The organism is uncultured Butyricimonas sp., assembly GCF_959596855.1.
GTDB lineage: Bacteria > Bacteroidota > Bacteroidia > Bacteroidales > Marinifilaceae > Butyricimonas > Butyricimonas muris.
The window spans coordinates 63,376-70,576 of sequence record NZ_CAUFYA010000025.1 but is presented as its reverse complement, the minus strand read 5'-3'; the positions used below and the strand labels follow the sequence as shown (position 1 = coordinate 70,576).

Here is a 7,201-nt window from a genome sequence, read left to right as displayed (position 1 = left end):
GATATCTTCCGCTGCTTCTTTGTCTTTGAGAATGTTGAATGCGAAAGCGTTCAGCGATTCGTTGTATTGCAAAACGAGTTTGTCAAAGGCTTTACGGTTATCCTTTTGTATTTCTTGTAAGAGGGTGTCCAACTCCATAGTACGAGGGGATTGTAAATATTACAATACAAATGTATAATTTTTTTTTATTCGATGTATACTTTTTCTGAATGGTGGTGTTTTAGTGATAAAAAAATGAGATATGAATTATTTGGACGGAATCGAACTCGCCGAGATCATGGTAAAAAAGGTGGTTGGGAATATTTCCCCGAGGGAGGAGGAGCGTTTGCAGCGTTGGTTGGACTCTTCCCTCGAGCATCGGGAGATGTATGAGGCGTTCGTGTCCGGGCAGAGTTTTGCGGAGCGTAAACGGAATTTCGGACATCTGAAATACGAGAAGACGATAGGGGCAATTCATGAAAAGATTCGTCGTAAGGTGCGGCGCAGACTGTACATGAAGATTTCTTCGGTGGCGGCGGTGTTGTTGGTTGCTGTTTTGAGTACGGTTATTATTTTTTCGCTTCGGACGGAAAAAGCGGGTGTGGAGCCTATTCTTCCGGTGGAAGGTAAGCATTACGCGTTTTTATCCGTGGATGACGGGCGCAAGGTGGTGTTGAAAGAAAATGACACGGGTACGGCGTGGAAGGAACACGTGAAAGAGAAGGCTGGCGAGAATGTGGTCGCGGAGGAGAAGGTGCAGATGATCCGTGTAGAAGTTCCGAGGGGAAGCGAGTATTGGTTGCGATTGAACGATAGTACCGAGGTTTGGTTGAATTCGGAAACGGTGCTGACATATCCGGATCGGTTCGCGGAAGATAAACGGGAGGTGACGTTACGCGGAGAGGCTTTCTTCAAAGTGAGGACTAATCCTACCCGCCCTTTTGAAGTGCGGACGGATGAGAATTTGCAGATATGGGTGACGGGGACGGAACTGAACGTGCGGGATTATGCCGATGAACAATTTTTGAAAGTGACTTTGTTGAAAGGTGTCGTGCACGTGGGGAATGATTCGATATACAAAATATTGTCGCCTAGTGAACAGGCTGTGTTTGACAGGGAAACGGGAGATATTGAAGTGGTAGAATTGGATGATCCGTCAATCTGTGTTGCTTGGCGGGAAGGAATGTTTGCCTTCGAGGGAGAGCCTATAGGGATGATTCTAGCAGCTATGGCGCAGTGGTATGATGTAGAATTTGTTATCGAGAATAAAGTTGCCACGCCCGGTGGTAGTGTGACTTTCCACGCCATGCGTGACGACAAAGTGGAAGAGTTATTGTGTGTGTTACAGAGTTTAATTGATTTTAAATATAGAATAGAAGGAAAGAAAATATATATCCGTTTCTAAAGGTATAATCAAAAAACAAGGAAGAGTCTAGCCCACTCTTCCTCATGTTCAAGATTATTTGTGTATCTGTTATTTAATAACCTTAAAAACAAAGGTATGAAAAAAAATCATTTTATGAGAAAGAAAGGACGAAAAAAGATGGTTTGGAAGGGTCTTTTTCTAATCTTTTACATTTTTGCGAGTAGTTTTTGGTGTCCGGGGATGCTTTCCGCCCAGACGGAGCAGCGCGTGACGCTAAGTATGAAGTCGGTGTTGGTAGAGCAGGTGTTCAAGCACTTGCAGGAAACGACACGTTATCGGTTTACTTATCTGAAAGAGGATTTGCCTGATGCTCCCCGGAAAGATTACGAGTTCAAGGATGCTTCGATTAGCGAGGTGATGGACGAGTTGTTGAAAGGAACGAAATTACAATGGAAGTTTCAGAGTGGTGCTATCGTGGTAAGTAAAGCAAAAGCAACCCCGGTTGCCAAAAAGGTGATACAACGAGTGCGTGGTCGGGTGGTGGATGCCAAGAACGTTTCGATTCCCGGGGTGACAGTTCAAGTGCTGGGCGAATACCGGGGTACGACATCGGATACCAGCGGGCATTTTATGCTGACGGATGTTTTCGAGGGGAGTAAGATCGAATTTAGTTTTATCGGTTACGAGAAAAAGACATTGACGGCAAAATCGGAGATGGGTACCGTGATTCTGGATTCTCTGGCCTATGCTATCGAGGAGGTGACGGTAATCAATAACGGTATTTTTACCCGTCCGAAAGAGAACTTTACCGGTGCCGCGACTCAATACACGGGAGAGGATATCCGTGCGATCAGTAAAACGAGTATTCTGAGTGCCTTGAAGGTGTTGGATGCCTCGTTCCAGATGCCGGACGACGTGGTGAACGGTTCCAACCCGAACGTGTTGCCGAAGGTACAGTTGAGGGGTACGAACAGTATCATGCAGACGGACATGGAGAGCGAATACGGGTATATCAGCAACCCGCCATTGATTATTATTGACGGTTTCGAGTCCGATTTGCAGACTTTGTTTGACATGAGTCCCAATATCGTGAAGTCAGTCACGTTGTTGAAAGATGCTGCTGCGACAGCGATTTACGGTTCCAAGTCCGCAAACGGGGTATTGGTTGTGGAAACGATTCAGCCGGAAGAGGGAAAAACGCAAGTGTTTTACACGGGTACTTATGGAGTGAATATACCGGATTTATCTAGTTTCAACTTGATGAATGCCAAGCAAAAGTTGGAGGTTGAGGAGATTGGTGGTTACTATCGTAGCCGTGATTTTTCGACACAGAAGCAGTTGGATGATTTGCACAACTTGGTCAAACACAATGTAGCCCGAGGCATTAATACATATTGGTTGTCCCAACCTTTGCGTACGGAATTTACTCATTCCCATACAGCGCGGGTTTCTTACGGGACCAAAAAAGTGTTGTTGCAGGGAACGGTGAATTATTCCAATAACGGCGGTATCATGAAAGGTTCTTACCGGAATGTACTCGGGGGTGACGTCCGGGTAAAGTACACGACTTTGGATAAGAAATTAAGTTTCCAGTATGCGCTAAAGATCAGTTCTTCCAAGGGGTCGGAATCACCTTACGGGGATTTCGGTCAATATGCCCGGATGAATCCTTACTGGCTACCGAAGGATGAGAACGGTAATGTCACTAAATACGTGGATATTTATCCCACGGAGGGGAGTAATGGTTTAATCTCTTCATCCCATACCCCTGCCGAGAAGAATCCGCTTTGGAATGCCCATTTGCATATGGTGAATACAAATTCCAGTCTTTCTATCGGTAACGAGTTCTGGTCGGAAGTGACTTTCGTGAAAGGTTTGAAGTTGAACACGACGTTTACCTATACACACGGGACAACGGAACGGGATAATTTCATACCGGGAACGGCGTCCGAATTTTTCACGTCGGCTTTTTCCGAAAGGGGAGCTTATACCAAGAATAATGGAAAGACGAAAAAGTGGCAGCTGACTTCCACGTTGAATTACGGGCAAAACTTTGGGAATCACACGATTTATATTTCCGCGGGAGCGCAGTTGAATCACGATGAGTCCAATTCTTTCGGGTTGGTGGTTAAAGGATTCCCGAATGACCGCTTGGATGATTTGTTGTTCGGGCTGCAATACAGTAACACGAAACCGTCCGGGAGTTATAGTATGAAACGAACGGCGGGTTTTTACGGGAACTTGAGTTATGCTTACGGTAATCGTTATTTGTTGGATGGTTCTATTCGGGCGGACGGTTCATCCGTGTTCGGGCGGAAAAAAAGATTCGGGGATTTGGGCTCTGTCGGTATCGGTTGGAATTTCCATAACGAGAAATTTATGCTGGGGCAGAATATTATCAGCCAGTTGAAGTTCCGGGTTTCATGGGGATTTACCGGAAGCGTGAATTTCCCGGCTTACGCGGGAGCCACGACGTACAAGTATCAAACGGACGGACGGTACCTTGATTTTATCCCTGCCACGTTGATGGGGTTGGGGAACACGGCATTGAAGTGGCAGCAAACGCAAAAATGGAATTATGGTGTGGATTTGGGATTGTTCGATGGACGGGTGACGGCGAACTTTAATTATTACCGGGAGACCACGGACGATTTAATCATGTCGACTTCCACGGTTCCTTCCAATGGTTTTGATTCTTATCACGATAATTTGGGTAAGAGCCAGAACGTGGGATTCGATTTGGGGGTTCGGGTGGTGTTGTTTCAAGCACCCAAGAGAGAGTTGTTCTGGTCTGTATCTACTTCATTCTATCATAACGAGAATAAATTGTTGGAGATCACGGATAATTTGAAAGCACAAAATCAAGCTGCCTTGAATCAACAGATAACAAACGGAGCTACGACTCCGGTGCTTCAATACGTGGAAGGTGCCAGCGTGAGCGGATTGTATGCCGTGCGTTCTTTGGGAATTGATGCGAGTAACGGTTACGAGGTATTCCTGACGAAAGACGGGCGGCAAACTTACGTGTGGAGACAGGAGGATATGGTGTATATGGGAGATATGCAACCGAAATTGAACTTCACGATTTATAATAATTTCCAATACAAATGGATCCGTTTGAATTTCGGGTTGACTTTCCGCACGGGAGGTGTGTTGTATAACAGTACGCTGGCAAGTAAAGTGGAGAATTTCAATTTGAAACAAAATATGGATAAACGGGTGTTGAAAGATCGTTGGATGGAACCGGGTAAACCTGCCGATTATAAAGGATTGGTGGATTTGGAAGGTTATACGCGTACGGAAAAATCGACGAAAGTGACTTCTCGTTTCGTGCAGAAAGCAAATTCGTTCGAGATTACGGGATTGACGATTGACCCGGGTATTCTGGTGGAGCGTTGGTTGAACCGGTTGGTGAACAAGGCCGTGCAGAAAGTGAATGATACTTCCAAAGAGGCGATTAACAGCGACCGTTTTAGCGTGAGTTTCTCGATGCAGAATGTATTGCGTATTTCAAGTATGAAGCGGGAGTCCGGTACGTCTTACCCGTTCAATCGTAGTTTCCTGTTTACGCTGTCGGCTAGATTGTAGTGTTTGTGAAAAATAAAAAAGTAGATTATGAAGAAATATATTTTTTATATCGTGTTGGTTTTCGGGCTTTCCTTGGGGGCATGTAACGATTGGTTGGATGTACCCTCGAAGACGGAAGTGATCGATTACGAGATGTTCAAGACGGAACAGGGATTTATGGACGGCATGGCGGGGGTGTATTACCTGATGACGGATGATGCCTTGTACGGGGATATACTGAGTGTGACTTATTTGGACGTGTTGGCTCGACGCTTTAAAATATATAGTAATTATGATGTCGGAGGGTTAGGAAAAGATTTGGATGCAGCCAATTATTATCAGGATTCTAAAGTTGTCGGTACGATTGATAATATTTGGAGTAAAGGTTATAATGTTATCGCTAACGTAAATAGTCTGTTGGAGCAGATTGAAAATTATAAATCGGTATTTACTTATGACAATTACCGGATGATAAAGGGGGAGGCGTTAGGTGTCCGTGCTTTTATGCATTTCGATTTGATGCGGTTGTTCGGGAAGCCGTATGCGTTGACTGGGGATGAATTGACCATTCCTTACGTGACGAAACTATCCGGGCGGGAATGGCCTTTGTTCAATACGGAGGACGAGGTGATTGGGTTGGCTCTTCGGGATTTGCAGGAAGCGGATAGTTTGTTGTCGGTAGACAATATGTACTCGTCTTCCGTGGAGAACAGTTGGTTGAACAGTCGCCGCTCTCATTTTAATCGTTGGGCGGTGTACGCGACGATGGCTCGGATTTACCACTGGAAGGGGGACACGGAAAACGCTTTGTTGTATGCCAAAAAAGTAATTGAGTCACAACAATTCAGGTTTATGGATCCATTGGTGGACTGTAAAGATTTGCAATCAAGGGATGTTGCATTTTACACGGAGTGTATATTTACTTTGAATAAAACCGATCTGAAAGACGTGTACGAGAAAAGAATGGGATTCGCGATGGAGCGTTTGGATAATGATGTCTCGGATATAGAAAAGCTTTATGGAAAAACGTCGGGGGGAAGTACGGATTATCGGTTCACGTATTTGTGGTATCTTGCTGCAACGGATCAGGTGGGTGGTCAAAAGTATGTGTTTTATAGGTACAATGGAGGTGTTGCCAGCAGGGGAGATTTGGTTACTTTGATGCGTTGGTCTGAGATGTATTATATCGCCGCCGAATGTTGTGGTAACACGGCGGAAGGGCGTGCTTATCTGAACGAGGTTTTGGTGAACAGGGGATTGAAAAAGCTAGAAGATTCCATATCGGACGAAGAGTTCCGGAACGAGATTCTGAACGAGTACAAGAAAGAATTTTTCAGTGAAGGGCATTTGTTCTATTATTATAAGCGGTTGAATATAACGAAGGTATTGGAGCACGATCAAGAAACATACGTGGATGTTGCGACTCCCGGTTACGTGTTCCCCATACCGGAGAAAGAGCTTGAATTAAGACGTGGAGTTACAGAATAATCAACAAGAACAGTTATGAAAATGAAAACGTTATATAATATACGAATCATGTTGGCGGTGATGTTATTCGGGATTGTTGCCGCTTGTGAAGATGATGACAAGATTCCCGGAGCTTCTTATGATGCAGGGGTGTGGTTTTACGGAACGGGAACTGTCATTAAACAGAATAAATTTGACATGGACGAGTTCAACAAGATATTCAGCGGTTTTTATTCGTTCTATTTTTTCCCGGGGGTAGAGGAACATACTTTTGAACTTCCGGAGATTCGTTTGATGGGGAAGCCCGTGGATTACGATCGTGAAGTGAATTTAGTCGCGGGAGAGGGAAGCACAGCCGTGGAAGGCGAGCATTTTATAATTGAGGATAACGTGTTACCTGCCAATGCGGTTTCATTTACCCCGAAGGTGCTGTTACTCAAAAAGAATTTGGGTGACGAAGAGAAAATTGTCAAGTTCGTGCTTGAACCTTCCGAAGAATTTCCCGCACGGGTGTTCGGGGATACGGTATCGGACGACAAGACATTTTTGATTTCTTTGCGCTACGAGTTGAAGTTTTCCAACTTGGTGTCGGAGCCGCCTTATTGGTCACAGTGCGGTATTTTTGGTGATTGGAGCCGGGTGAAGTTTGATTTCATGTACGAGAAATTGGGGAAATACTGGGGTGTAGAACCGGTGTCTCCCGCGGATAGAAATTATATGTATGATGACTTGTTGCGTATGCGTCGTGAATTACAATTGTGGCAAGAAGAACATCCCGGCGAAAAGATGCTGGATGAAAATGGGGAACAAGTTACTTTTTAA

At 44.9% G+C, this 7,201-nt stretch carries 4 protein-coding genes; all 4 read left to right on the top strand.

From position 1 onward, the window contains the following. The first annotated feature begins 241 nt into the window (after positions 1-241). The 4 genes from Q5866_RS11915 to Q5866_RS11900 all read left to right on the top strand — a co-directional run bounded on the left by Q5866_RS11915 (position 242) and on the right by Q5866_RS11900 (position 7,201). Positions 242-1,384, top strand: coding sequence for a FecR family protein (locus tag Q5866_RS11915; protein WP_303180433.1), 1,143 nt, complete (start codon positions 242-244; stop codon positions 1,382-1,384). A 114-nt stretch (positions 1,385-1,498) separates the two neighbouring features. Further along, positions 1,499-4,933: a SusC/RagA family TonB-linked outer membrane protein gene (locus tag Q5866_RS11910; RefSeq protein WP_303180432.1), complete on the top strand. Its 3,435-nt coding sequence runs from the start codon at positions 1,499-1,501 to the stop codon at positions 4,931-4,933. Between the two features lie 27 nt (positions 4,934-4,960). Continuing rightward, positions 4,961-6,400: a RagB/SusD family nutrient uptake outer membrane protein gene (locus Q5866_RS11905; RefSeq protein ID WP_186977508.1), complete on the top strand. Its 1,440-nt coding sequence runs from the start codon at positions 4,961-4,963 to the stop codon at positions 6,398-6,400. A 21-nt stretch (positions 6,401-6,421) separates the two neighbouring features. Beyond that, positions 6,422-7,201: a DUF4843 domain-containing protein gene (locus tag Q5866_RS11900; RefSeq protein ID WP_186977506.1), complete on the top strand. Its 780-nt coding sequence runs from the start codon at positions 6,422-6,424 to the stop codon at positions 7,199-7,201.

Bases quoted from the DNA above. Each gene is read 5' to 3' on its own strand.
- Q5866_RS11915 (WP_303180433.1), top strand. From the start codon at position 242: ATGAATTATTTGGACGGAATCGAACTCGCCGAGATCATGGTAAAAAAG.
- Q5866_RS11910 (WP_303180432.1), top strand. From the start codon at position 1,499: ATGAGAAAGAAAGGACGAAAAAAGATGGTTTGGAAGGGTCTTTTTCTA.
- Q5866_RS11905 (WP_186977508.1), top strand. From the start codon at position 4,961: ATGAAGAAATATATTTTTTATATCGTGTTGGTTTTCGGGCTTTCCTTG.
- Q5866_RS11900 (WP_186977506.1), top strand. From the start codon at position 6,422: ATGAAAACGTTATATAATATACGAATCATGTTGGCGGTGATGTTATTC.